The organism is Serratia sp. YC16 (assembly GCF_009707615.1).
Lineage (GTDB): Bacteria > Pseudomonadota > Gammaproteobacteria > Enterobacterales > Enterobacteriaceae > Serratia > Serratia surfactantfaciens.
Genome location: NZ_WLYN01000001.1, coordinates 172,285 through 197,398, shown reverse-complemented (window position 1 = coordinate 197,398; position 25,114 = coordinate 172,285). Strand labels below are relative to the sequence as shown.

At 62.0% G+C, this 25,114-nt stretch carries 25 protein-coding genes; 15 read left to right on the top strand and 10 right to left on the bottom strand.

Translation table 11 applies throughout. From position 1 onward, the window contains the following. Positions 1-295: 295 nt before the first annotated feature. The 5 genes from fecI (at position 296) to ydfG (ending at position 5,819) form a co-directional block, all read left to right on the top strand. Positions 296-820, top strand: coding sequence for a ferric citrate uptake sigma factor FecI (fecI, locus tag GKN89_RS00980; RefSeq protein WP_025159729.1), 525 nt, complete (start codon positions 296-298; stop codon positions 818-820). After that, on the top strand, positions 817-1,773 hold the full coding sequence (gene fecR, locus GKN89_RS00975; protein WP_154746160.1) for a ferric citrate uptake sigma factor regulator FecR: 957 nt from the start codon (positions 817-819) through the stop codon (positions 1,771-1,773). The genes fecI and fecR overlap by 4 nt, the downstream gene beginning before the upstream one ends. Before the next feature lie 114 nt (positions 1,774-1,887). Beyond that, positions 1,888-4,239 (top strand): TonB-dependent Fe(3+) dicitrate receptor FecA, encoded by a 2,352-nt coding sequence (gene fecA, locus GKN89_RS00970; RefSeq protein ID WP_019456365.1) that lies wholly within the window; start codon positions 1,888-1,890, stop codon positions 4,237-4,239. A gap of 199 nt (positions 4,240-4,438) precedes the next feature. Beyond that, positions 4,439-4,960, top strand: coding sequence for a GNAT family N-acetyltransferase (locus GKN89_RS00965; protein ID WP_154746159.1), 522 nt, complete (start codon positions 4,439-4,441; stop codon positions 4,958-4,960). 109 nt (positions 4,961-5,069) lie between these two features. Continuing rightward, positions 5,070-5,819: a bifunctional NADP-dependent 3-hydroxy acid dehydrogenase/3-hydroxypropionate dehydrogenase YdfG gene (gene ydfG / locus GKN89_RS00960; protein ID WP_025159728.1), complete on the top strand. Its 750-nt coding sequence runs from the start codon at positions 5,070-5,072 to the stop codon at positions 5,817-5,819. A 36-nt stretch (positions 5,820-5,855) separates the two neighbouring features. Here the strand turns inward: ydfG and GKN89_RS00955 are convergent, their stop codons facing one another. Beyond that, a complete protein-coding gene (locus GKN89_RS00955) occupies positions 5,856-6,182 on the bottom strand; it encodes a YnfA family protein (RefSeq protein ID WP_004938563.1) in 327 nt (108 codons plus the stop codon). A 148-nt stretch (positions 6,183-6,330) separates the two neighbouring features. Between GKN89_RS00955 and GKN89_RS00950 the strand changes: the two genes are divergently transcribed. Beyond that, positions 6,331-6,699 (top strand): DUF1283 family protein, encoded by a 369-nt coding sequence (locus GKN89_RS00950; RefSeq protein WP_019455910.1) that lies wholly within the window; start codon positions 6,331-6,333, stop codon positions 6,697-6,699. A gap of 89 nt (positions 6,700-6,788) precedes the next feature. After that, positions 6,789-7,088: a DUF1161 domain-containing protein gene (locus tag GKN89_RS00945; RefSeq protein WP_019455911.1), complete on the top strand. Its 300-nt coding sequence runs from the start codon at positions 6,789-6,791 to the stop codon at positions 7,086-7,088. Positions 7,089-7,137: 49 nt separating this feature from the next. Here the strand turns inward: GKN89_RS00945 and GKN89_RS00940 are convergent, their stop codons facing one another. Then, positions 7,138-8,625 carry an MDR family MFS transporter gene (locus GKN89_RS00940; protein WP_154746158.1) on the bottom strand — a complete coding sequence of 496 codons (1,488 nt, stop codon included), beginning with the start codon at positions 8,623-8,625 and terminating at the stop codon, positions 7,138-7,140. A 504-nt stretch (positions 8,626-9,129) separates the two neighbouring features. On the opposite strand from GKN89_RS00940, the gene GKN89_RS00935 reads away from it, so the two are divergent. The 5 genes from GKN89_RS00935 to clcB all read left to right on the top strand — a co-directional run bounded on the left by GKN89_RS00935 (position 9,130) and on the right by clcB (position 13,991). Then, positions 9,130-9,846 (top strand): ABC transporter permease, encoded by a 717-nt coding sequence (locus GKN89_RS00935; protein ID WP_019455913.1) that lies wholly within the window; start codon positions 9,130-9,132, stop codon positions 9,844-9,846. 64 nt (positions 9,847-9,910) lie between these two features. Continuing rightward, on the top strand, positions 9,911-10,768 hold the full coding sequence (locus GKN89_RS00930) for a glycine betaine ABC transporter substrate-binding protein (protein WP_230328935.1): 858 nt from the start codon (positions 9,911-9,913) through the stop codon (positions 10,766-10,768). Between the two features lie 9 nt (positions 10,769-10,777). After that, a complete protein-coding gene (gene osmW / locus GKN89_RS00925) occupies positions 10,778-11,428 on the top strand; it encodes an osmoprotectant ABC transporter permease OsmW (protein ID WP_015377782.1) in 651 nt (216 codons plus the stop codon). Further along, positions 11,425-12,564, top strand: a complete 1,140-nt coding sequence (osmV, locus tag GKN89_RS00920; protein ID WP_019455915.1) for an osmoprotectant ABC transporter ATP-binding protein OsmV — start codon at positions 11,425-11,427, stop codon at positions 12,562-12,564. Before osmW ends, osmV begins: the two co-directional genes overlap by 4 nt. A gap of 125 nt (positions 12,565-12,689) precedes the next feature. Further along, complete coding sequence (gene clcB, locus GKN89_RS00915; protein WP_063919399.1) at positions 12,690-13,991, top strand: voltage-gated ClC-type chloride channel ClcB; 1,302 nt, start codon at positions 12,690-12,692, stop codon at positions 13,989-13,991. Here clcB and GKN89_RS00910 read toward each other — a convergent pair. Further along, a complete protein-coding gene (locus GKN89_RS00910) occupies positions 13,988-14,380 on the bottom strand; it encodes a helix-turn-helix domain-containing protein (RefSeq protein WP_049241177.1) in 393 nt (130 codons plus the stop codon). The genes clcB and GKN89_RS00910 overlap by 4 nt on opposite strands. A gap of 70 nt (positions 14,381-14,450) precedes the next feature. Here GKN89_RS00910 and GKN89_RS00905 point away from each other — a divergent pair, with 70 nt between their 5' ends. Then, positions 14,451-14,945 carry a DUF2938 domain-containing protein gene (locus tag GKN89_RS00905; protein WP_025159726.1) on the top strand — a complete coding sequence of 165 codons (495 nt, stop codon included), beginning with the start codon at positions 14,451-14,453 and terminating at the stop codon, positions 14,943-14,945. A gap of 5 nt (positions 14,946-14,950) precedes the next feature. On the opposite strand, the gene bioD is transcribed toward GKN89_RS00905, so the two are convergent. The 3 genes from bioD to GKN89_RS00890 form a co-directional block, all read right to left on the bottom strand. Beyond that, complete coding sequence (bioD, locus tag GKN89_RS00900; RefSeq protein WP_019455919.1) at positions 14,951-15,619, bottom strand: dethiobiotin synthase; 669 nt, start codon at positions 15,617-15,619, stop codon at positions 14,951-14,953. 143 nt (positions 15,620-15,762) lie between these two features. Continuing rightward, entirely contained in the window at positions 15,763-16,980 is a 1,218-nt protein-coding gene (locus GKN89_RS00895) for an ROK family transcriptional regulator (RefSeq protein ID WP_004938526.1), read from the bottom strand. A 159-nt stretch (positions 16,981-17,139) separates the two neighbouring features. Beyond that, positions 17,140-18,030, bottom strand: a complete 891-nt coding sequence (locus GKN89_RS00890) for a LysR family transcriptional regulator (protein ID WP_063919397.1) — start codon at positions 18,028-18,030, stop codon at positions 17,140-17,142. A gap of 146 nt (positions 18,031-18,176) precedes the next feature. Between GKN89_RS00890 and GKN89_RS00885 the strand changes: the two genes are divergently transcribed. Next, on the top strand, positions 18,177-19,445 hold the full coding sequence (locus GKN89_RS00885; protein ID WP_029988790.1) for an MFS transporter: 1,269 nt from the start codon (positions 18,177-18,179) through the stop codon (positions 19,443-19,445). A 50-nt stretch (positions 19,446-19,495) separates the two neighbouring features. On the opposite strand, the gene GKN89_RS00880 is transcribed toward GKN89_RS00885, so the two are convergent. Together GKN89_RS00880 and GKN89_RS00875 are read right to left on the bottom strand one after the other, a co-directional pair. Then, a complete protein-coding gene (locus tag GKN89_RS00880; RefSeq protein ID WP_370520134.1) occupies positions 19,496-20,782 on the bottom strand; it encodes a glycoside hydrolase family 10 protein in 1,287 nt (428 codons plus the stop codon). Positions 20,783-20,909: 127 nt separating this feature from the next. Continuing rightward, positions 20,910-22,706 carry a glycoside hydrolase family 3 protein gene (locus tag GKN89_RS00875; protein WP_074054316.1) on the bottom strand — a complete coding sequence of 599 codons (1,797 nt, stop codon included), beginning with the start codon at positions 22,704-22,706 and terminating at the stop codon, positions 20,910-20,912. Between the two features lie 331 nt (positions 22,707-23,037). Between GKN89_RS00875 and tus the strand changes: the two genes are divergently transcribed. Beyond that, positions 23,038-23,976: a DNA replication terminus site-binding protein gene (gene tus / locus GKN89_RS00870; RefSeq protein WP_025159724.1), complete on the top strand. Its 939-nt coding sequence runs from the start codon at positions 23,038-23,040 to the stop codon at positions 23,974-23,976. Here the strand turns inward: tus and GKN89_RS00865 are convergent. Together GKN89_RS00865 and GKN89_RS00860 are read right to left on the bottom strand one after the other, a co-directional pair. Further along, positions 23,966-24,334, bottom strand: a complete 369-nt coding sequence (locus tag GKN89_RS00865; protein WP_025159723.1) for a VOC family protein — start codon at positions 24,332-24,334, stop codon at positions 23,966-23,968. The two genes, tus and GKN89_RS00865, sit on opposite strands and share 11 nt — an antisense overlap. Before the next feature lie 90 nt (positions 24,335-24,424). Beyond that, positions 24,425-25,114, bottom strand: a complete 690-nt coding sequence (locus GKN89_RS00860; RefSeq protein ID WP_063919393.1) for a YafY family protein — start codon at positions 25,112-25,114, stop codon at positions 24,425-24,427.

The window sequence follows — 25,114 nt, the reverse complement described above, 5'->3', positions numbered from 1 at the left end:
ATACATTATTGTTAAAAAACAAAATGATATTAATTAATCAAGGGGAATTGACCGGCAAAAAAGAATAAAGCAAACCATCGATCCTCTCCGGCAGATCAATAGCAACCGTTTGCCTGCCAAAATAACACCGCGCCGCTGCACCATGAATGGGCAAGCGAATATCTTCACGGCGCACGGCTTATTTCAACGCCGCGCCTGGGGGTTGAATCTCGGCCTGAGGACAACGGCCAAACTTGAAACGATAACCATTCTCAATTATCATCCGCGCATCTTTTTGACCAGCAATGCGAAAATCATGTCCGCCACCGCTTCTGCCCCGCACACCGCGCTATCGCGCCTCTACGCCACCCATCACGCCTGGTTGCAGGGATGGCTGCGCCGACGGCTGGGCTGCGCGTTCGATGCGGACGACGTGGCGCAAGATACCTTCATGCGCCTGCTGAAAAGCGACGCCGCGGCGACCCTGCGCGAACCGAAAGACTTTCTGGTTACCGTCGCCAAGCGGGTGATGGTCGATCTGTTCCGCCGCAGAACGCTGGAGCGCGCTTATCTGGAGATGCTGGCGCTGATCCCGGAAGGCTACGCCCCGTCGCCGGAGCAGCGCCAGAGCCTGCTGGAAAGCCTGCAGCAGATCGACGCCATGCTCGACGGCCTCGGGCCCAAGGTGAAGCAGGCCTTTCTGTTGTCGCAGCTCGAAGGCCTGGGCTATGCGGACATCGCCGCGCGCCTCGGCGTGTCGGTCAGCTCGGTTAAAAAATACATGGCCAAGGCCACCGAACACTGCCTGTTGTTCAGCCTGGAAAACGACGTTTTCTCATGAGCAACGCCATCACCCCGGAGCAGCGCCAGGCGCTGAAAATGGCCGCACACTGGTACGCCCTGCTGTGCGATGAGCACGTCACCGAACGCCAGCGCCAACAGTGGCAAGCCTGGCACCAGCAGCATGACGATCACCGCTGGGCATGGCGGCGCGTCGAAGCGTTGCAGAGCCAGCTGCAGGGCGTGCCGGGCAAGTTCAGCTACCGCGCGCTCGATCGCGCCGGCCGCCAATCGGCGATCGACCGCCGCACGCTGCTGAAAAGCCTGCTGCTGTTGCTCGGCGTAGGCGGCGGCGGCTTCTTTTATCAGTCCCCGCTCGGCCGGGAGCTGCGTGCCGACTACCGCACCGCCACCGGCGAAATCAAACCCATTGTATTAAGCGACGGCACCCAGCTGGTGCTGAATACCGCCAGCGCGGTCGATGTGCATTACGACGATCGCCAACGATTGATCCGCCTGCACACCGGGGAAATCAGCCTGATCACCGGACGCGACGCCCGGCCGCTGTGGGTGCAAAGCCCGCAGGGGGCGATGCGCGCGCTCGGCACCCGCTTTTTGGTGCGCGAGAGCGGCGGCGAGACGCGTCTGACGGTGCTGGAGCATGCGGTTGAAGCGCAGTTGGCGCAGGACGCGCGGCAAACGCGCCGGGTGGATGCCGGCGAACAGATCAGCTTCAGCGCCACGGCCTTCGGCGACAAACACCCCGCCGCGCAAGAGGACGGCTGGCTGCGCGGCGTGCTGAGCGTCAGCCAGTGGCGACTGGAGCGGGTGATCGCCGAACTGGCGCGCTACCGGCGCGGCCATTTGAGCTGCGATCCGGCCGTTGCCGGCCTGCGCGTCAGCGGCAGTTTCCCGCTCAACGATACCGATCGCGCTCTCGCCCTGCTCAGCCAGACGCTGCCGATACGTCTGCAGAGCTTTACCCGCTATTGGCTGCAGATCGTCCCCGTCTGAACTTTTTAAATGAAAATGATAAAAAAATCGCATTTTTGATTGTCCCTTTTGCCTTGCTCATCCGACTCCCAGGAAAACACTGCAGCAATAAATAAAAATGATTCAGGAGAAGGTATGAACAACGCTTGGGGAAAGGTCGCTCCGGCTTCGCTTTGGGGAAAACGGGCCAAACCGCTGGCCGTGGCCATTGGCCTGGCATTCGCCGCACCGCTGATGGCGAGCGCCGCCAGCGCCGCGGCCACCTATCACATTCCAGCCGGTGAGCTGGACGGCGCGCTGAACGCTTTCGCCGCTCGCGCCGGCATCGCGCTTTCGGTAGACGGCGCGTTAACCGCCGGTAAACGTTCGCCTGGCCTGAACGGCAGCTACGGCGTCGACGACGGCCTGAATGCCCTGCTGGCGGGCAGCGGCCTGCAGGCCCGAGCGCTCGGCAACAACGGCTACACGCTGGCCAAACTGCCGCAGCCGCAGAAAGAAGAAGACATCACCGTGGTCGGCGACTGGCTGGCGGAAGGCCGCCAGATCGATGTATTCGAACATCCCGGCGCGCGCGACGTGGTGCGCCGCGAAGAGTTCGCCAAAACCGGCACCACCACCGTGCGCGAAGCGTTAAACCGCGTACCGGGCGTGGTGGCGCCGGAGAACAACGGCACCGGCAGCCACGATATGGCGCTGAACTTCGGCATTCGCGGCCTCAACCCGCGTCTCGCCAGCCGCTCCACCGTGCTGATGGACGGCATCCCGGTGCCCTTCGCCCCTTACGGCCAGCCGCAGCTGTCGCTGGCGCCGGTCTCGCTCGGCAATATGGATGCGATTGACGTGGTGCGCGGCGGCGGCGCGGTGCGCTACGGGCCGCAGAGCGTCGGCGGCGTCGTCAACTTCGTCACCCGTGCCATCCCGAAAACCTTCGGCATGGAGGCCGGCATGCAGGGGCAGCTCAGCCCGACCTCGCGCCAGGATCACCCGAAAGGCACCGGTAACCTGATGATCGGCGGCACCGCCGACAACGGCCTCGGCGCGGCGCTGCTCTACTCCGGCACCCGCGGCAGCGACTGGCGCGAGCACAGCGCGACCAAAATCGACGACGTGATGCTGAAAAGCCGTTACGCGCCGAACGAGGTGCACACCTTCAACAGCCTGCTGCAATACTACGAAGGCGAAGCGGAGATGCCGGGCGGCCTGAGCCGGGCGGACTACAACGCCAACCCGTTCCAGTCGACGCGCCCGTACGACAAGTTCTGGGGCCGCCGCCAGTTGGCCAACTTCGGCTACCAGTATCAGCCGGATCAGCAGCACAAATTCGACGTGCAGAGCTTCTACACCTACACCCTGCGCAGCGGCTATCTGGATCAGGGTAAAAACCTGACGCTGTCGCCACGCGAATACTGGGTGCGCGGCGTGGAACCGCGCTACAGCCAGAGTTTCCGCTGGGGCGATTCGGCGCACGAGGTCGGCGTCGGTTATCGCTACGTCAGCGAATCCACCCACGAGCTGCGCTACTACACTAAAGCCAGCACCGGCAAGCTGCCGTCCACCGCCAGCCCGTACGATCGCGACACCCAGTCCGGCACCGAGGCGCACGCGTTTTATATCGACGATCGCATCGACATCGGCGACTGGACCATCACGCCGGGCATGCGCTACGAATACATCAAGTCGTATCAGAACAACTACATCAAGAACAACCGCCTCGACGTCAGCTATAACGCGCCGCTGCCGGCGTTGAACGTGATGTATCACCTGAACGAATACTGGAACCTGTATGCCAACACCGAAGGCTCCTTCGGCACCGTGCAATATAGCCAGATGGGCAAAGCGGTAGACAGCGGCAAGATCGAACCGGAGAAGGCGCGCACCTGGGAGCTGGGCACCCGCTACGCCGGCGATGCGCTGACCGGCGAAATCGGGCTGTTCCTGATCAACTTCAACAACCAGTACGACTCCAACCAGGTGACCGACAGCGTGACCGCGCGCGGCAAAACCCGCCACGCCGGGCTGGAAGGCAGCCTGCGTTACGATCTGTCGCAGCTGACGCCGAAACTGGACGACCTGACCGCCTACGCCAGCTACGCCTACGTCAACGCCACCATTCGTGAAGACGGCGGTTACAAGGGCAACCAGGTGCCGTTCTCGCCGAAGCATAAAGGCACGCTGGGGCTGGACTACACGCCCGGCAGCTGGGCGTTTAACCTTAACGGCGAATTCCAATCCAGCCAGTTCGCCGACAACGCCAACACCGTGGCGGAAAGCGCCGACGGCAGCACCGGCCGCATCCCCGGCTATATGCTGTGGGGCGTGCGCGCCGCCTATGATTTCGGCCCGGAAATGGCCGGCCTGAATCTGGGCGTCGGCGTGAAAAACCTGTTCAACCACGAGTATTTCACCCGCGCCTATGACGACAACAACAAAGGTCTGTACGTCGGCCAACCGCGCACGATCTATCTGCAAGGTTCGGTGAAGTTCTGACCCTCAGCGGCGGGCGGCCAACCCTGCCCGCCGCTTTCCCCACCAACGTGACGACGTCACGAAATGCCGCGCTTGCGCACCGCCGCAGCGGTGAAAAATAAGTCGCTTCTGACGCCAATACGCGTAATATCGACGATCCGCCCCGATTTATGGGCGCGGATTTTTTGCCGTTCTGGCCTGAAAAGCGAGGGAAAATAACATGAATCACAATGACCTTTCTCAGTGCCGCGTGGACACCGACCGTTTGTTGATTGCCCCCTTTACCGCAGCAGACGCCGACGATGTTTACCAGGCGATCACCCCCACTCTGACGCGCTTTATGACCTTTGAACCGAAAGCGTCGCCGGAAGACTTCGCCAACGTCTGGCAAAGCTGGCTGCCGCTGATGCGCGAAGGCGAAGAAGTGATCTTCGTCGCCCGCCGGCGCGAAGACCGGCAGTTCGTCGGCGTCGGCGGCGCGCACAACCTGCGCAGCCACACCCCGGAGCTGGGTATCTGGGTGAAAGAGGGCCTGCATGGCCAGGGCTACGGCCGTGAAATCGTGCAGGGTATCGCGCGCTGGGCCAGCGAGCGCTTTCAGCCGCCGCACTTTCTCTACCCGGTGGCCGAGCAGAATACCGCCAGCCGCCGCCTCGTCGAGTCGCTGGGCGGCGTGCTGGCCGGCCGCTGCGAACGCATCAAGTATGACGCGGTGGTGTACCACCTGCCGCCTCAACGCTGATCGGCCCGGTTTGCTTTTTTTCTTTCCGCCACGATAACCGCTGCCACTGCCTGCGGCTTTGTGCTAATGATAGAGGCATGTAGGGTAAAAACAGTTGAGGAACAGCAACATGATTATTTTTGTTACCGGCGCCACCTCCGGTTTCGGCGAGGCGATCGCACGCCGTTTTATCCGTGAAGGCCATCGGGTGATCGCCGCCGGGCGCCGCCTTGAGCGTCTCGAAGAGCTGCAGGAAGAACTGGGCGAAGCGCTGCACATCGTGCGGCTCGACGTGCGCAACCGCGCCGCCATTCAGCAGGCGATCGAAGCGCTGCCGGTCGAACTGCGCCAGATTGACGTGCTGGTGAACAACGCCGGGCTGGCGCTGGGGCTGGAGCCGGCGCACAAGGCCAACGCCGATGACTGGGAAACCATGATCGACACCAACGCCAAAGGGCTGGTGAACATGACCCGCGCGCTGCTGCCCGCCATGGTCGAGCGCAACGTCGGCCATGTGATCAACATCGGCTCCACCGCCGCCAACTGGCCTTACGCCGGCGGCAACGTGTACGGCGCCACCAAGGCGTTCGTCAAGCAGTTCAGCCTGGGCCTGCGCGCCGATCTGCACGGCACGCGCATCCGCGTGACCGATATCGAGCCCGGCCTGGTGGGCGGTACCGAGTTCTCCAACGTGCGCTTCAAGGGTGATGACGGCAAGGTCAACAAAACCTACGAAGGCGCCGATGCGCTGACGCCGGAAGACATCGCCGAGTCGGTGTTCTGGGTCGCGACATTGCCGGCGCGCGTCAACATCAACACGCTGGAAATGATGCCGGTCAGCCAGTCCTTCGCCGGGCTGAACATCCACCGCGGCGCCTGAGCCGCGACGGCGGGAGGCGACTCCCGCCGCGTTTCCTCAGGCCGCGCGCCAGCCGGAAACGATAATCAGCATGCCCGCCAGCGCCACGCCGGCGCCGACCCAATCCAGCGCAGACAGCTTCACGCCATCCACCACCCGCAGCCACAGCAGCGCCGTCGCCACATACACGCCGCCGTAGGCCGCATAGACCCGCCCGCTGGCCGCCGGATGCAGCGTCAACAGCCAGACGAACAGCATCAGGCTCAATGCCGCCGGCAGCAGCAGCCAGGCGCTACCCTGCTTCTTCAGCCACAGATAAGGCAGGAAACAGCCGATAATTTCAGCCAGGGCGGTCGCAAAAAACAACAGCGTAGTTTTTAACATCGGTCGCAGTTTTCTCTCGGTAAATTAAACGAATCGGCGCTTGGCTGGTGAATTCCAGGAGCGCGGTGGTATATTTGTCACCACGCCTGCGGGCGAGGTAACGCCAGTGTCGCCATCATCAGGCGCACTCACTCATAAGGATGAAACGATGAAAACATTTTCGACCCAACGACTGCTGCGCGGGATGCTGCCGGTCGCCATGCTGGCCGTAATGGGCGCCTGGCAGGCGCCGGCGCTGGCCGCCACCTGCACTCAGGGCAGCACCTGCGTCACCGTCGATGGCAAAGGCAGCGGCGCGATGAGCACCGAAGAAGCGCGCCAGAGCAAAGAGCAGTGGAATGATACCAAAACCCTGCGCCACAAGGTTAATACCCGCGTCGAGAAAGAGTTCGACAAGGCCGACCGCGCGGCGGATGACGAAGATCGCTGCAACGACAGCAACAACGTTAACGCCTACTGGGAGCCGGATACCCGTAAATGTCTGGATCGCCAGACCGGGCGTCGGATTAATCCTTAATCCCCCTGCGGCGGGCGGGCGAGCGTGAAACCCGGCCGCCGTTGCTGCTATCCTGTTACAGGAAGTCCATTGTCTAAAAGGATGACGTGATGAAAAAAACGCTGATATTAACCGCTGTGCTGCTGGCCGGCGCGCCATTGGCGGCCCTGGCCTCCTGCGAAAGCGTGAAAGCCGACATTTCGCAAAAAATCGTCAATAACGGCGTTCCGGAGTCCGGCTTCAAACTGGAGATCGTGCCAAACGATCAGGCCGATCAAGCGGGCGGCCAGGTGGTTGGGCACTGCGAAAACGACACCCAGAAGATCGTTTATACCCGCCTGAACAACGGCGACGATCGCGGTGACGCGGCGCAGACCGGCACCAGCCAGGATACCTCCAACACGCAGTAAGCCGCACCGGCTACCCAGGGCGCGCTGCAGCAGCGCCCTTTCTCATCCCTTACGCCTGCTCCGCCTCTTCTTCTTCGCCCTGCGGCCGACAACGGGCCGGGATCAGCATCGCCGCCGCCAGCGCCAGCAACGACACCAACGCCGACACCAGGAACACCCAATGCAGCGAAGCCGCCACTTGCTGGGTCAACTGCGCCAGCGCCTCGCCCCCCATGCTGTGCCGCACCGCCGGCTCCATCAGCCGCTGCACCGGATCGTCGATCTGCGGCAAACGCCACTGCAGGTTGAGGTTCAGCGTCGCACCCAGAATGGCGGTGCCGATGGCCGATCCCACCATGCGGGTAAACACCGTACAGGCGGTGGCGATGCCACGAATGCTGTAATGGGCCGCGTTCTGCACCGAAACCAGAAACGTGGTATTGCACAGCCCCATGCCGGCGCCGACCATAAACGCCGCCACCCGGCCCCACAGCAGGCCGCCGTCCGGCTGCAGCATCAGCAGGATCAGGCCGCCCGCCACCAGCAGCAGCGCGCCTAACAGCGCCGTGGCGCGATACGAAGTCATCAGCATCAAACGGCCGCTCAGCGTGCTGGCCAGCGGCCAGCCGATCGACATCAAGGCCAGCGTGGTGCCCGCTTCCAGCGGTGAGCCGCCCATCACGCCCTGAATGAAGGTGGGCAGAAAGGCGCTGATGCCCATCATCGCCGCGCCGATCACCAGCCCGCCGATGTTGCCGGCGACGATCACCCGGCTTTGCCACAGCGCCAGCGGGAACAGCGGTTCGACCGCGCGCCGCTCCTGACGGATCAGCAGCGCCAGCGACACCGCCGCCAGCGCCAGCAGCGGCACCACCCACCATCCCAGGCTTTCCATCTGCAACAGCGCCAGCAGCAACGCGGAAACGAACAGCGTCAGCCAGGCGGTGCCGGCCAGATCCAGCGCGTGCCGGCGCAATTGCTGATGCGCCGGCAGATAGCGCCAAAGGAAGAACATCGCCAACAGGCCGATCGGCAGGTTGACCCAGAACACCAGCGCCCACGGCAGGTGCTGCACGATAAACGCCCCCAACAGCGGGCCGATGATCGCCGACACGCCCCATACGCTCGACAGATATCCCATCACTTTCGGCCGCTCGGTGGCGCTGTAGATGTCGCCGATGATGGTGGAAGCGATCGGCATGATGGCGCCGGTCCCCAGCCCCTGCAATAAACGGAAACCGATCAGCCAATACATGTCCGGGGCGAAACCGCACAGCACCGACCCCAGCAGGAACAGCGTGGCGCCGAAGAAGAACACCCGCTTGCGGCCGTAGAGATCCGCCAACCGCCCGTAGATGGGGATGGTGATCGCCTGCGACAGCAAATAGACCGCGAACACCCAGCCCAGCAACGAGAAGCCGCCGAGATCGCCGATGATGGTCGGCATGGCGGTGGCGACGATGGTGGCTTCGATCGCCGACATGAACATCGCCAGCATACAGGCGATCAGGATCAGCGGGCGGTGGGCGATAGGTGCGGGTGAAACGTTATTTGTCATGGCGTTATGCAGGCTTCCTGGCGTTTTTATTTTCCCTGAGTATATCAGCAAGCGCCTGCGGCAGGTTTATCCGCCCTCACATCCTGCCGCTGCCGCCGGCGAATCGCACCATTTGGACTAATTGTTACGGCGTAACGATTTGCGGCGGATTTTTTTTCCTTTCCGCGCATCCCAGCGCTGACGCGGGCTGAGGCGCAGATCCGCCTAAGCTCAATCAACTGATTTTGTTCATAAAACTTGGCATGGCCAACGACAGGGTGCTATACCTTCCCTAGCCGGGGTCATTGGGCTTCGTGCTTTCTCTAGTTTAAATATCAGTATCTTATGCTGATTAACTCACGTATTGAGCCACCGTTCAGCACGCTATGCCGAACACACCCTTCGCTCAATGTCGCTAACCTCATGCGAAACGCCCGTTTTGTACCGCCACGCCCGCCGGGCAGTGGGTAACAATCAGAGTGGAGTGCGCCGCCGGCCGCTCCGCGCAACGGAGGACGCAACATCATGCATAAGTCCGCGCCATACCGGCGCCTGCTCTTCGGGAGCCTGCTGTTTATCGCCGTCATCGCGCTGCTGATTTACGGCATCGGTTGGAAAACCCTCATGTCGCGCCGGGAAGATTTGATCTACCTCGGCCAACAGCACATGTTCCTGGTGGTGTGTTCCATGCTGCTGTCGCTGCTGGTCGGCATTCCCAGCGGCATTTTGCTGAGCCGCCCCTTCGCCCGCCGCTGGGCGGAACACGTGATGCAGATCTTCAACGTCGGCAACACCCTGCCGCCGCTGGCGGTGCTGGCGCTGGCGATGGTGATCATCGGCATCGGCGATCGGCCGGCGGTAGTGGCGCTGTTCCTCGCTTCGCTGCTGCCCATCGTGCGCAATACCTATGCCGGTCTGCGTTCGGTGCCGCCGGCGCTGACAGAGGCCGCCAACGGTATTGGCATGACCGCCGGGCAGCGGTTGCGCCAGGTCGAACTGCCCCACGCCCTGCCGGTGATCTTCGCCGGGGTGCGCATCGCGATGGCGATCAACGTCGGCACCGCGCCGCTGGCGTTTTTGATCGGCGCCAGCAGCTATGGTGAGCTGATCTTCCCCGGCATCTACCTGAACGACTTCCCGACGCTGATCCTCGGCGCCGCCGCCACCGCGCTGATCGCCCTGCTACTCGATCTGGCGCTGGCCGGGCTCGGCCGCCGACTCAGCCCGCACACCGCATCCTGAAGGGAGAGACGCGATGACTCGATGGTTACAACGCACTTGCCACGCGCTGCTGTTCTCCTTGCTGATGAGCGGCGCGGCCGCCTGGGCCGCCCCCTTGACGCTGGCGAGCAAGAACTTCACCGAACAGCGCATTCTGTCGGCGATCACCGTGCAATACCTGCGGGCCAAGGGATTTCAGGTCATACCCAAGACCAACCTGGCCACGGTGATCACCCGCAACGCCATGATCAACAAGCAGATCGACATGACCTGGGAATACACCGGCACCTCGCTGATCATCTTTAACCACATCAATAAGCGCATGTCGCCGCAGGAAACCTACGACACGGTGAAAAAACTCGACGCCAAACTCGGTCTGGTGTGGCTGCAGCCGGCGGACATGAACAACACCTACGCCTTCGCCATGCAGCGTCAGCGCGCGGAAAAAGAGCAGATCCGTACGATGTCGCAGCTGGTGGCCAAAGTGGAACAGGTGCGCAAAAACGACCCGAAACACAACTGGCTGCTGGGACTGGACCTGGAGTTTGCCGGCCGCTCTGACGGCCTGAAGCCGATGCAGGCGCTGTACGACATGCCACTGGATCGCCCGCAAATCCGCCAGATGGATCCGGGCCTGGTGTACAACGCCATCCGCGACGGCTTCGTCGACGCCGGGCTGGTGTACACCACTGACGGCCGGGTGAAAGGCTTCGATCTGCAGGTGCTCGAAGACGACAAAGGTTACTTCCCGAGCTATGCGGTCACGCCGGTGGTGCGCGCCGAGGTGTTGCAAAACACGCCGGGGCTGGAAGAGGCGTTGAACACGCTGTCGAAACAGTTCAATAACCAGGTGATCACCGAGCTTAACGCCAGGGTGGATATCGACTACCAGACGCCGCAACAGGTCGCCGACGCGTTCCTCAAGCAGCGCGGCCTGATTTAGGGAGGCATGATGAATACCTTACTTTACGCCTGGCAAAACTGGGCCTATATCGCCGGATTGACGCTGGAACACCTGCTGCTGGTCGGCGTCGCCGTCGGCCTGGCGATCCTGATTGGCGTGCCGCTCGGCGTGCTGATCGTCCGCCACAAGTGGCTGGCGACGCCGGTGCTGAGCCTGGCCACGCTGGTGCTGACCGTGCCCTCCATCGCCCTGTTCGGGCTGATGATCCCGCTGTTTTCCTTAATCGGTCACGGCATTGGCTATGTGCCGGCGATCACCGCCGTATTTCTCTACTCGCTGCTGCCGATCGTGCGCAATACCCACACCGCGCTCGACAACCTGCCCGGCGGGCTGCGCGAGGCCGGCCGCGGCATCGGCATGACGTTCTGGCAACGCCTGCGCTGGGTGGAGATCCCGGTGGCGCTGCCGGTGATTTTCGGCGGCATCCGCACCGCCGTGGTGATGAACATCGGCGTGATGGCGATCGCCGCGGTGATCGGTGCCGGCGGCCTCGGCCTGCTGCTGCTCAACGGCATCAGCAGCAGCGACATCCGCCAGTTGATTACCGGCGCCGTGATGATCAGCCTGTTGGCGATCGTCCTCGATTGGTTATTGCACCGTTTGCAAATTGCGCTCACGCCCAAGGGGATCCGCTCATGATTAAATTGGAAAATCTGACCAAGCAGTTCATGCAGAAGAACGGCACACCGTTCAACGCCGTCGACAACATCAATCTGGACGTGCCGGAAGGCGAAATCTGCGTGCTGCTCGGCCCTTCCGGCTGCGGTAAAACCACCACGCTGAAGATGATCAACCGCCTGATCGAACCTACCGCCGGCGCCATTCTGGTCAATGGCGAAGACACCAGCACGCTGGATACCGTCAGCCTGCGCCGCAAAATCGGCTACGTCATCCAGCAGATCGGTTTGTTTCCCAACATGACCATCGAGGAAAACATCACCGTGGTACCGCGCATGCTGGGCTGGGACAAGAAACGCTGCCACGATCGCGCCGAGGAGCTGATGAGCATGGTGGCGCTGGATCCGAAGCGCTTTTTGCACCGCTACCCGAAAGAGATGTCGGGCGGGCAGCAGCAGCGCATCGGCGTGATCCGCGCGCTGGCGGCCGATCCGCCGGTGCTGCTGATGGATGAACCCTTCGGCGCGGTGGATCCGATCAACCGCGAAACCATCCAGAACGAGTTTCTCGACATGCAGCGCCAGCTGAAAAAGACCGTGATGCTGGTGAGCCACGACATCGATGAGGCGCTGAAACTTGGCGATCGCATCGCGGTGTTCCGCCAGGGCAAGATCGTGCAGAACGCCAGCGCCGATGAGCTGTTGGCGCGGCCGGCGAACGAATTCGTCGCCTCCTTTGTCGGCCAGGATCGTACGCTGAAGCGCCTGCTGCTGGTACAGGCCGGCGACGTGGCCGATCAACAGGAAACGGTGACGGTGCGCCGGGAAACGCCGCTGGCCGAGGCGTTCGGGCTGATGGACGATATCGACGCCCGCTCGGTGACGGTGGTCGACGCCGACGGCAAACCGTTGGGCTATGTCAAACGCCGCGAGGCGCGCGGCGCGCCGGGCGTCTGCGCCGACAGCCTGCACCGTTTTCGCGTCACCGCCAGAGCGGAGGAAAACCTGCGCGTGGTGCTGTCGAAGCTGTACGAGCACAACACCTCCTGGATGCCGATCGTCGATGAAGACGGCCGCTACAGCGGCGAAATCTCGCAGGATTACATCGCCGACTACCTCAGCTCCGGCCGTACGCGCCGGGTGCTGACCCCGCAGTAACCCGCGCCGGGGCGACCGCCGCCCCGCCCATGCCGCAGTTTGATAAAGATTCACTGGTCATCGGCCGGAGCGCCAAGCACAATGCGCTGATGACCCTTTGATTTTTCTCACGACGCCGCCCACGCATGAAAAGATTGGTCCACTTGCACCACTATCGCGCCCTGCTGCGCAGCCTGTTTATCGCCGTGTTTATCGGCGTCGCCGCCGCCCTGGCGGTGTGGCTGTTTCACCGTTCGATGATTGGCCTCGAGTGGCTGTTGCTCGGCAATGCCGACGGCAGCCTGGTGGCCGCCGCCGCCGCGCTGCCGGGCTGGCGGCGCGCGCTGACCCCGGCGCTGGGCGGGCTGGCGGCGGGCCTGCTGCTGTATATCCACCAGCGCTACCGTCACCAGCGCCCGGCGGCGCCCACCGACTATATGGAAGCGATAGAGACCGGCAACGGCAAGCTGGACACCGGCGCCAGCCTGGTGAAATGCCTGGCGTCGCTGCTGGTGGTGTCGAGCGGCAGCGCCATCGGCCGCGAAGGCGCGATGATCCTGCTGGCGGCGCTGGTGGGCTCGCTGTTCGCCCAGCGCTTTACACACGAGAAAGAGTGGAAACTGTGGGTGGCCTGCGCCGCCGCCGCCGGGATGGCCAGCGCCTACCATGCGCCGCTGGCGGGCAGCCTGTTTATCGCCGAGATCCTGTTCGGCACCCTGATGCTGGCCTCGCTCGGGCCAGTGGTGATCGCCGCGGTGAGCGCGCTGCTGATGACCAACCTGCTCAACGGCGGCCAGGCGCCGCTCTATCTGGTGACGCCGCTCGCCGCCCCCTTGCCGACGCAATACCTGCTGATGGCGCTGGTCGGCGTGGTGGCCGGCGCCGGCGGGCCGCTGTTTTTATGGCTGATGACCGCCACCGGCCGCGCCTTCCGATCGCTGCGCCTGAAACCGCCGTTGCAGCTGGCGCTGGGTGGCCTGATCGTCGGGCTGCTTTCGCTGCTGTTCCCGCAGGTGTGGGGCAATGGCTATAGCGTGGTGCAGGCGCTGTTGATCGCGCCGCCAGGGGTGTTGCTGCTGGGCGCGATCCTGGTGTGCAAACTGCTGGCGATCCTCGCCAGCAGCGGTTCAGGCGCGCCCGGCGGGGTCTTCACCCCGACGCTGTTCGTCGGCGCCGCGCTCGGTTCGATGATCGGCCAGCTGTTCGGCCTGTGGCCGGGCATGGATGCGGCGGTGCCGCTGCTGCTGGCGCTGACCGGCATGGCCACCCTGCTGGCCGCCACCACCCATGCGCCGATCATGGCGGCGCTGATGGTGTTTGAAATGACCGGCGAATACGCGCTGCTGCCCGGCATTTTGCTGGCCTGCGTGATCGCCACCACCGTGTCGCGCGGTCTGCGGCCGGTATCGGTCTACCACACCGCGCCGCCGCCCAAACGCGAGGCTTAAAACTCGCCCTGCTGCAGCAACTTCCTGAACTGCGGGCACTGCAGGTGCTCCGGTTCAGGGCAATCGACCATGTGCTGCAAACCGGCGCGCACCTGCCCCAAACGCCGCAGGGTGCGATCCAGTTCTTCAATCCGCGCCGCCAGCAGCCGGCGATCGAGGGCGATGCGCCCGCGCTCGTCAAACAGCGAGGCGATCTCATCCAGCGTAAATCCCGCCAACCGCCCGAGAGCGATCAGCTTCAGTTGATCCAGCACGCCGGCGGCATATTGGCGGCGTAAACCGTTGCGGCCTATCGACGCGATCAGCCCCTTTTTCTCGTAATGCCGCAGTGCCGAGGGCGCGATGCCGCTCAAACGCGCCACCTCGCCAATATCCAGTTCTTTTTCCATTGACTTGAAGTCGACTTTAAGTTGCACACTGTGCGCACATTACACCATGAGTGACTTTAAGGACACGAAAATGACGACAGAAATTTTACTGATGATTGTGCTGACCGGAGTGGGCGCCACGCTGTGCACCGACCTGTGGGCCATCGTGCAAAAGCGCGTGCTGGGCATCCCGCCCCTTAACTACGCGCTGGTTGGCCGCTGGTTTATCGGCCTGTTCGACGGCCGGTTTTATCACGCGCCGATCATGGCGTCGCCGGTGCGGCGAGGAGAAAAAGCGACAGGATGGTTGCTGCACTATGCGATCGGCGTAGCCTTCGCCTTTATCCCGCTCGGTTTGGCGGGCATCGGTTGGTACGCCGCACCGGCGCCGCTGGTCGCACTGTTGAGCGGCTGGCTGAGCCTGGCGGCGCCTTTCTTCGTGATGCAGCCGGCGCTGGGCTTTGGCGTGGCGGCGGCGAATACCCCCAACCCGACGCGTAGCCGCATCATCAGCCTGCTGGTGCATACGGTGTACGGCCTGGGGCTGTTTGTCTCCGCCCGTCTGTTGGCCCCTTTGCTGGCCTGACCGCGCTAGCGCAGCAGCGTGGAGATGTCGAGATAGTGCGCCAGTTCGCGCTGTTCCGCGCGCGGCAGATACGGGATCTCACCCAGCAGCGGCGCAGGTATGCGCTGCTGCAGCGCCGCGATGGTTTCGGCATAGTGCGCCAGCCCCGGATTGATGCGGTTGGCCACCCAGCCCAACAACGGCAGGCCGTCGTTGATGATCGACTGAGCGGTCAACAACGCATGGCTGACGCAGCCCAGTTTGATGCCCACTACCAGCACCACCGGCAGTTGCTCCTGCACCACCCACTCGGCGTAAGGCCGCAGATCGTTCATCAGCACCCGCCAGCCGCCGCTGCCCTCCACCACTACCGTATCGGCTTTGGCCGACAGATCCCGCAGGCCGCTGCTCATCACGCCGTAGTTGATGTCCTCGCTCGCATGGGCGTGAAACACCTCATCCAGACAGGTGATGGGATTGATCTCCTCGTAAGACAGCGGCAGGCTGGAGGATGCCTGCAATACCAAAGCGTCTTTATTGCGGATGCCCTCGCTGGTTTCCTGGCAACGTGCGGCGATCGGCTTATAGCCGGCCACCGAACGGCCGTTGGCGGCCAGCGCCTGCATCAACCCGCGTGAAACCACGGTTTTACCGACGTCGGTATCCGTGCCTGTAACAAATAAACGCTTCAACATGAATAAAATGCCCCGGAATGCCCCGTTAACAATGTGTCGCCGCATCGGCGGCGAGGAAGTCTATCGGAAAAATTCTAGGGGATGCTGCCGCGTAGGGGCTTGAGGTAGCTCAATCTTTTGCGGATTAATAAGATGTTCTGAAGTTAGCCTTGCAGCAACTGCACCAGCAATGAACCGTTATACAGCGCCTCTTTCACCAGCGCCGCGCCGGGCATGGTGCCCTGATTGAAGAACTGCGTGGATTCGACCTTGACCTGCTCGCTGTAGGCCGGCAGCGCCTGCTGCCGAATGCAGGAGGCGATGGCCGGATGCAGGATCTCCGCCGCGCGGTTGAGCGGCGATCCTACCAGGATCTTCTCCGGATTGAACAGGTTGACCATGATCGCCAGAATGCGCCCCACGCTGTGGCCGACGCCGAGGATGATGTCCCGCGCCAGCTGATCGCCCGCCAGCGCCGCGTCGCACAGCGATTCGACGGTCAACGGCGCGCCGTGCAGGCTGGAGCTCATCGAGCCGCTCAGCCGCTGCTGGGCGATCTCCAGCATGTTCTCGATGCTGGCCACGGTCTCGAGACAACCGTGGTTGCCGCAGTAGCAGCGCTTGCCGTAAGGATCGACCTGGGTGTGACCAATCTCCACCACGCTGTGGCTGCCAGCGTGCAGCACATGGCCGCCGGTGATCACCCCGGCGCCGACGTTGTGGTCGATCACCACCTGAATCACGTTCTGGCTGCCGCGCGAAGCGCCGTACAGCGCCTCGGCCATGGTCCAGGCGCTGATGTCGTGCTGCAGGTAAACCGGCAGGCCGGTGCGGGTTTCCAGCGCCGGGCCGAGCGGCATCTCCAGCACGTCGTAAAACGGCATGCGGTGTACCACGCCGGACTGCACGTCGATCATGCCCGGCAGCGTGATGGCGATCGCCGTCAGCCGTTCCAGTTTGCTTTGGTGGCGGATAAAGAACTGATCGACTTCGGTCAGGATGCGTTTCAGCAGCGGTTCGGGGTGTTCGGCAGCGAGCGGCAGCTGTTCCTCCACCACCAGTTTGCTACTGAGATCGCGCAGCGCCAGCGTGATGCTGCCACGGCTGATGCGGGCGGAAAGGTAGTGCCAGGCTTCGGTGTCCAGCACCAACCCCACCGCCGGCCGCCCCCGGCTGCCGATCTCCTGGTACTCGGTTTCCTTGACCAGATGGGCTTCCAGCAGCTCGCGCACGATCTTGGTGATGCTGGCGGGCGCCAGCTGCGCGCGTTTTGACAGTTCGATGCGCGAAATCGGGCCCAGCTGATCGATTAGCCGATAAACCGCCCCCGCATTGGTCTGCTTGATTTGATCAATATGCCCAGGCTGCCCAACCGCAATCACAAACCTGCTCCTACTATTTTTCGCGCTTCTAAATAAAGACTAGGGGTTATGGTGGGGCTTTTGTCATACAGCGTCAACTATTTGATTCGTTATGTGATTTGCTGCACAAATTCCTCGCAATTTCAGCGTGAATTGAATTTTATTTGCCCAATCTCAACGTCATTTCAGCATCAACGCCATCAGCGACTGCGCCGCCGCGGTCAGCGGCCGCCGGCGATGATGAACCAGCCACACTTCGGTGGTGGCGTCCGGCTCCGCCAGCGGCAAATAGCGCACGCCGTCCACCCGCACCCGGGCGAAAGAAGCCGGCAGAATCGATACCCCCAACCCGGCGGAGACCAGACCGATGATGGTCATCGCTTCTCCCACTTCCTGGGTGATATACGGGGTGATACCGGCCTTGCTCAGCAGCAGCAGAATTTCGTCGTACAGCGCGGTGCCCACTTCACGCGAGAAAAATACGAACGGCTCCTGCGCCAGATGTTGAAAACGCAGCGCGCCGCCGGGCGTTTCCGCCAGCGGATGCCCTTCCGGCACTACCGCCACCAGCGGTTCGCGCAGCAGCAGCTGATAGTGCAGCGCTTCCGGCAGCCGCGTGTTGCGCATCACCCCCAGATCCAGTTCACCGTTCAGCAGCGGTTCGATCTGCTGCTTGGTGTTGATTTCGCGCATCTTGATATGTACCTGCGGAGACTGCTGGCGAAAGGCGCGCAGGCTGCGCGACACCACGCTGATAAAGGGCGCGGAGGAGGTAAACCCGATGGTCATTTCCCCCAGTTCGCCGCGATCCAGGCGCGCCGCCTTTTCCGCCGCGCGCCCGACCTGATCGAGCACCTGATAGGCTTCTTTAAGAAACATCTCCCCGGCCTGCGTCAAACTGACGTTGCGGTTGTTGCGCGCCAGCAGCCGCGCGCCGACCATCTCTTCCAGCGCCTGAATTTGCTGGCTAAGCGGCGGCTGAGAGATACGCAGCCGTTCAGCGGCGCGGCCAAAATGCAGCTCCTCGGCCACGGCGATAAAGTAACGCAGGTGTCTCAATTCGATATTCATATGTAAAACGTCTTAATTTGAATTATTAATATATTAGACAAAAAACTAGCCGCTCCCTATCATTTTGTCATCTGTAAAGTGTCTGTTATCTCCCCGAAGTTCGGTAAGGAAACGCTGTGACAACCCCTGTGCGTTCTGCGGCCGTGATGCCGTCGACGCTGGCCGCCAACGATGACGCGGCCGCTGCGCCAAAAGTAAAACGCTCCACCCTCAACAATAAACTCCCCTATATCGAACGCGGCACGCCGCAGTTTATGCGCGTAACGCTGGCGCTGTTTTCCGCCGGGCTGGCGACCTTCGCGCTGCTCTACTGCGTGCAGCCGATTCTGCCGGTGCTGTCGCAAGACTTCGGCGTATCGCCGGCGGAAAGCAGCCTGTCGCTCTCGGTTTCCACCGGCCTGCTGGCGATCGGCCTGATGTTCACCGGGCCGCTGTCCGACGCCATCGGCCGCAAGTCGGTCATGGTGGTGGCGCTGCTGCTGGCGGCGGTTTGCACGCTGATTTGCGCCTTTATGACCAGCTGGCACGGCATTTTACTGATGCGCGCGCTGATCGGCCTGTCGCTGAGCGGCGTGGCGGCGGTCGGCATGACCTATCTCAGTGAAGAGATCCATCCGAGCTTCGTCGCCTTCTCGATGGGGCTGTATATCAGCGGCAACTCGATCGGCGGCATGAGCGGCCGCCTGGTCACCGGGGTGTTGACCGATTTCTTCTCCTGGCGCGTATCGCTGGGCGTCATCGGGCTGTTCGCCCTCGCCGCCGCCTGCATGTTCTGGCGCATCCTGCCCGCCTCGCGGCATTTTCGCGCCAGCTCGCTGCGCCCGCGCACCCTGCTGATCAACTTTAAACTGCATTGGCACGATAAAGGGTTGCCGCTGCTGTTCGCGGAAGGTTTCCTGCTGATGGGCAGTTTCGTCACCCTGTTCAACTACATTGGCTATCGCCTGCTGGCGGACCCTTATCACCTGAGCCAGGCGATCGTCGGCCTGCTGTCGGTGGTGTACCTCACCGGCTCCTACAGTTCGCCCAAGGCCGGTGCGCTCACCTCACGCTTTGGGCGTGGCCCGGTGCTGCTGGCGTCGATCGCAATTATGCTGATCGGGATTCTGATTACCGCGCTGCCGCAGGTGCCGGCGATCTTTATCGGCATGATGCTGTTCACCGCCGGTTTTTTCGCCGCCCACTCGGTGGCCAGCAGCTGGATCGGCCGCCGCGCGCGCCGCGCCAAAGGACAGGCGTCGTCGCTGTATCTGTTCTGTTATTACGTCGGCTCCAGCGTGGCCGGTACCCTCGGTGGCGTGTTCTGGCACAGTTTCGGCTGGAATGGCGTGGCGGCGTTCATCAGCCTGATGCTGTTGCTGGCGCTGCTGGTGGTGCATTACCTGAAACGGCTGCCGGAAGCGGCGCGCCTGTGAATGGAAAAAGCCGCGGTGGTTAGCCGCGGCTCGTGATGCCAACGCTGTGATTATTGACCGGGTTTCCAGCGAGTTTGCAGGTATTCCACCGCCTGATGCGTTTGCGGCTCAGTCAGATAACGCTGCCGGAACAGTATCGTTCCTCCCATCCCCGGCAGGCTTTCGTTGAGATCCAACTGCCTTTTCAGCTCAGGGACGCCGCCGTCGAAGGTCCAGGCCGGTTCGCTGGCGGAAGGCGTACCCACTTTATACAGCGCCACCCCGGCATAGAGCCGGACCGGCGTGCCTTTCACCACCTCGGCCCACCAGTTGGCCAGCACGTCGTAGCGGACAATTTCACGGTCAAAAGGCCAGTACAGCTGCGGTGCGATATAGTCGAGCAGCCCCAGTTTTACCCACTGGCGCGTATCGGCATAGGCCGTATCGTACGATGGCGCGCCGGCCTGAGTCGCTGAACCGGCAGGATCGTCCGCCTTGTTTCGCCATACCCCCGCCGGGCTGACGCCAAACGCGACGGCGGGCTTTAACGCTCTCACGGTGGCGGAAACCTGCTTTATCAATTGCAGCGTGTTGTCTCTTCGCCAGCTGGCCTTGTCTGCAAACCCTTTGCCGTATTGGCGATAGGTCTTTTCATCATCCAGCGGCGATTGCGGCGTTTCGTAATAGAAATAATCGTCAAACTGGATGCCGTCGACATCATAGTTTCTGACAATTTCCGCCACGACGCTGGTGATCCAGTTGCGCACGTCGGGCAGGCCGGGATCGAGCACGAAGCGCTCGCTGGCGGTGCGTACCCAGTCGGGATGCAGCGCATAGACGCTGGCCGGCGGGGACTGCAGCGTATGGTTAAGCGCATCGATCGTTTGCTGCCCGGTGTTCATGGAAACCCGATAAGGATTCAGCCAGGCATGCACTTTGATGCCGCGCCGACGCGCTTCCTGCAGCATAAAGGCCAGCGGATCGTAGCCTGGGTCCTGGCCCACCGTGCCGGTCAATACCCCAGACCAGGGCAAGATGTTCGAGCGCCACAGGGCCGTGCCGTCCGGCTTAACCTGAAAATACACCGTGTTAATCCCGGCTCTTGCCATCTCGTCCAGCGCGTCCGTCAGCCCCTGCTTCTGCTGGCGAACCCGCTCTTGCGCGGTGGCCGCTTTCAGGGAGGCCGCCGGCGGCCAGTCCAGGCCAATAACCGTGGCCAGCCAGATGCCCCGCATCGGCGTTGCCGGCGGTATGGGCTGCGTGGGCTTCTCCGGCTCGGGGGGCTTAGCGCATCCGCCCACGCCCAGCATGGCGGCCATCAACAGCCATCCGCCTAATTTTGTTGCGCCTGTCGGCATCAGTGTTCTCCTTCCGTGAGTGACGGTTATCCCATGTCGCGGCGTGCGGAGCAAGAAACCGCCCGCTTTCGCAACGCGGTTTAGCGACCGGCGCCGCCCTTCTCAGACGACGCCTCTCCTTATCCCATCACCAGCTCAGCCCAGTCCCGCGAGGGAACGCCACCTTGCCGGTATTGGTTTGCTCATCGTAGTCATGCCAGGTATTAACCGGCAGTTTGCCGTGCGGTTTGATTTTCCCCGTCAGCACCTGCGCCAGCGATACCATCGAGTGGCCGCGCCACACGCCACTGTCATAGCCGTAATAGGAATAGGTAGCGACAGCCGCCTCCACCTCTGCGGCATAGTTCACGATATCGTAAGGTGCGCGCAGTGAAAGATGAACGCGCTTTTTCCCCTGTTCGGCGGCGTATTTCAGCCATCCCGGATAAGGACTGGTATCATTAGCCGCCCCGGTTGCGGAGGTAACCACGCCATCCTGCTCGGCAGGCGTAAAGCGGGTTGAGAGCGTGCCGAGCAGGAACACGTCGCAGCCGGCAATATGTTCCCTGATCTGGGCATCGCTCAGTTCCGTTTCCTTCGCGGCCACGATGTTCTGATATCCCTCCTGCGCCATCACGTTCGCAATGCCTTTGGCCTGCTCGCCCCATGGCGTCAGAATAAAGTAGCGCAGCGCCTTGTCCTTTAACGGCAGCAGACGTTGACGGTTGATAACGACGGTAATGGAACGATCGGCGATGCGTTTCTCCAGCTGATGCGCGGAAGACGAAACGCCGTTTGAACACGATTTATCGCTATGGCCCATCAGGTTATGACGTAATTTGAGGCGCAAAATGCGCTCGACAGAGGCATCGATATCGGCCTCGCTGAGATGCCCGCTTTTCACCCGCTGCGCAATGTAGCGGATAAGCTCGGGCAGCAGGTTCGCCTGCGCCGGCGAGGCGATGCTGACAGGCATCAGAGCGATGTCCACCCCGGCGACAAAGACGTTTTCAGCCGCCCCTTGCTGGCTGAAATGCTCGGCAATCGCGCCCATATCCAGCGCGTCTGAAATCGTTACGCCGGCATAACCCAGCTCATTGCGCAGGATCTGGGTCTGGATTTCGCGCGACATGGTGGCCGGCACCGTGATTTTTTCACCGTTGCGGGTGTCGATCTGGCTGTTATCCAGTGCGGGGTACTGAATATGCGCAGTCATCACCATATCCGGCGCAGCGCAGCGATCGATAGCCTGTTTGTAAGGGGCGATATCGATGGCAAAAGCCTCTTCCCTCGTGCGATCGACGCGGGGCAAACCGGTGTGCGAATCGGTGGAGGTGCTGCCATGGCCGGGGAAATGTTTGTACGCGGTGATCAGCCCCTGCTGTTTCATCCCCGCCACCATGTTTTCCGCCAGGCGGGCAACGGCGTTTTTATCATCGCTGAAGGCGCGAACGTTAATCACCGGGTTGAACGGGTTGGTGTTAACGTCCACGACCGGGGCAAAGTTGGTATTGATATGCAACGCACGCATATCCTGGGCCATCAGTTTGCCCTGTTCAACGGCGAGCTGTTTATCCGCGCCCCCTTCAATCGCGGCGGCCAGCGCCATATTGCCGGGGAATGAGGCGTAGTCGCCGCGCGGCAGCCGGAAAACGTTGCCACCTTCGTTGTCCGTGCCAATAAACAAACCAACGCCCGCGTGGGTTTTCATCGCGGCATACCAGGCCGTCAACGTTTTAATCTGCTGTTTGTCTTTTAGATTATTGGCAAACAGGATCACCCCACCGATGTGGTTATCGGCGATCAGCTTGCCAATGGCTTCGTCGGGAACGGTCATATCCTGATTGCTGCTACCGTTCTGATCCCAGTAGCGAAAATCCAGCATGATTTTTTGCCCGATTTTCTCTTCCAGCGTCATGTTTTTGACTTTCTGTTTAATATCCACAGTAAACCTCCGTTTAAAGCACCCGTTAATGACAGAAAAAAAGATAACCCGAAGGGCTCACAGCGTCCTGCCATTCTGTTTGTTTCAGCGGTTGGACAACGGCAAACGGAAAATGGATCAAACAAAATATCAACCAACAGAAAAAATCCATCAATGAATCAAACCCCTACCAATGCAATGTCTATTTCGCGCCCTGCTGTAGAAGGCCTCTCTGGCGCATTTTTCGCTGGCAAGCCGGGTGGCCAGTGAAGCCGCTCCCTCCTCGTTTGCCGATGTTGCCCCCAGTCCGCCACTCTTCTATAGTATGTTGTAACTAAAATAGGAGCGCGCGATGAGCAGATACGATGTGATTGGCCGAATGAACACCTGCTTTGCCGAACTGGAGCAGGCACTCGGCGCGTTGCAACAGCAGATAGCCCCGCTGCGGTTGCTGGCGGCGCGGGTGTTCAGCCTGCCGGAGGTAGAAAAAGGCCAAGAGCATCAGGCTATTTCGCATATCGCGGTCGAGCAGCATGTGGGGCAAGCGGCGCGCGATCTGGCGCTGGAGCATTATCAGCGGCTGTTCATTCACCACAACCGGGAGAATGTCAGCAGCAAGGCCGCCGTGCGCCTGCCCGGCGTTATCTGTCTGGCGGTGGAGCAACCGGAATATCAGGCGCTGCAAACGCAGCTGGCGCTGATCAACCGCCTGAAGGGCGAGCTGGAGCAGATTATCACCGTCGATTCCGGCCTGGCGCCGGAGCAGCGTTTCGAATTCGTGCACACCCATTTGCACGGGCTGATCACCCTCAGCGCCTATCGCACCCTCACCGCCCTGACCAATCCCGATTCCGTGCGCTTCGGCTGGGCCAACAAGCACATCATCAAAAACGTCAAACGGGACGACATTCTGGCGCAGCTGGAGAAAAGCCTGAAAGCCGGCCGCGCGGTGCCGCCGCACAGCCGCGAACAGTGGGCCGCCCTGGTCAGCCGTGAGATAGACGACGTCAGCCGGCTGCCGCAGCAGGCTACGCTGAAAATCAAGCGGCCGGTAAAAGTGCAGCCGATCGCCCGGGTGTGGTATCAGCAGCAGCAGAAACAGGTGCAGCACCCCTGCCCGCTGCCGCTGATCGCCCTGTGTCAGGTTGAAAGCGGCGCCGCCGTGCCGAAGATCGGCGAGCTGCTCAACTACGACGCCGAGGCGGTGAAACACCGTTACAAACCCGACGCCAGGCCGCTGCGGCTGCTGGTGCCGCGCCTGCACCTGTACACCGACGACGCTACTCGCTGAGGGTATACACCCGCAGGCGATGGCCGTCCGGATCCCGCGCGACAAAGGTGTAGCCGAACTCCATCTCGGTTGGCGTTTGCTCGATAGTCAACCCAAGTTCGCGCCACTGGTTATAGCGCGCCTCCACCTCTTGCGCATCCTGGCACAGAAAGCCCAGCTCACCGCCGCCGCCGGTCAACGTGGCGGCAGGTTCCACTTTTTGCCTGGCCCACATTCCGAGTTTGAAGCCGTTGTTGAGCACGAACAGGGCGAAGCCGGGGGAAAGCTCCTGTGGCGCCTGCCCCAGCAGGCGTTGATAAAAAGCGGCGCTGTTGAGTGGGTTATCGACGTAAAGCATCGTCATGCTGGGAAGGGTCATCGGTCTGTCCTCTGAGTGATGGGAACCGGTCGGTTCCCGATAGGCACAGACTAAGGCGTGCGACTGACAGTTTATGGCAGCAGTGTGCCGCTATTGTTCCGCAATGCCCTCGCTGAGACGCCACTCTTTCAGCAACCGCCGTCGGCCGCGCGGATAGCGCTGTTCCAGCGGCGTGGCGGCCTGAATGCGATCGAGGCGAAAATGGCGAAAGGCCTGACGCAGCTCGCACCAGGCGACCAGCATCTGGAACTGGTCGAAAAAACCCAGTGCAAAGGGCCACAGCAGGCGTTCGCTGCGCTGCCCCGCCAGATCGAGATAGTCGATCTGCAGCTTGCTCTCACGGCGAATGGTGTCGCGGATCAGCACCCGCATCTCATCCGCCACCGGCGGCGCCTGAACCGGCGCGATCAATAGCGTGTTGGCCTCCAACTCTTCCCGCAGCGCCGAAGGCAGCACATCGGCGATCTTGGCCAGCGCCTGGCCCGCGGCGTCCGCCAGCTGGCTGTCACCGCGGCGCCTGACCCAGCGCATGCCCAACACCAGCGCTTCTATCTCCGCCTGCGAAAACATCAGCGGCGGTAGCATAAAGCCGGGGCGCAGCACATAGCCGACGCCGGCCTCGCCGACGATCTCCGCCCCCTGTTGCTGCAGCGTAGCGATATCGCGATACAGCGTGCGCATGCTGATGCCCAGCGCCTGCGCCAACGCATGGCCCGCCACCGGATAACGGTGGCTGCGCAGCAGCTGCATCAGATCGAGTAAACGTTGCGCGCGCGACAT